Below are 312 nucleotides of genomic sequence, written 5' to 3'. Positions count from 1 at the left end.
GATGTGACTCACAAATCTTCATCGCGACTCAGGCAAGTGATAAACAATGTCGAATGCACAATTAGAAAAACAAGAACTACTGGAAATTACCCGCACGCTGCTGAGCCAGCGCAGTTTCACCGATCTGTTGCTGCAACTGCGCCAGATACTGCAACGCCTACAATTGGCGGACCAGGTCACGCTGGTGCTGTTTGACCCCGACAGCGAACGGGTCAGCTTTTATGGCCTGGATGCGCATCGACGGCCGGTGAACTATCAGGATGAGACCCTGCTGGCAAATGGCCCGGTAAGTCGGCTGCGACAAAGCCCGCT

1 protein-coding gene is annotated in these 312 nt (G+C 53.8%); it reads left to right on the top strand.

The genetic code is table 11. The features are described 5' to 3' along the window. Positions 1 to 46 precede the first annotated feature (46 nt). Positions 47 to 312, top strand: a 266-nt coding sequence (locus tag CVN76_RS02505) for a hypothetical protein (RefSeq protein ID WP_269800008.1), incomplete at its 3' end; no start/stop codon positions are given.

The sequence above is a fragment of the Bacillus sp. mrc49 genome, assembly GCF_002803435.1.
Note: the sequence above shows the minus strand (reverse complement) of the source record. Positions and strands in the feature narration are given on the sequence as shown.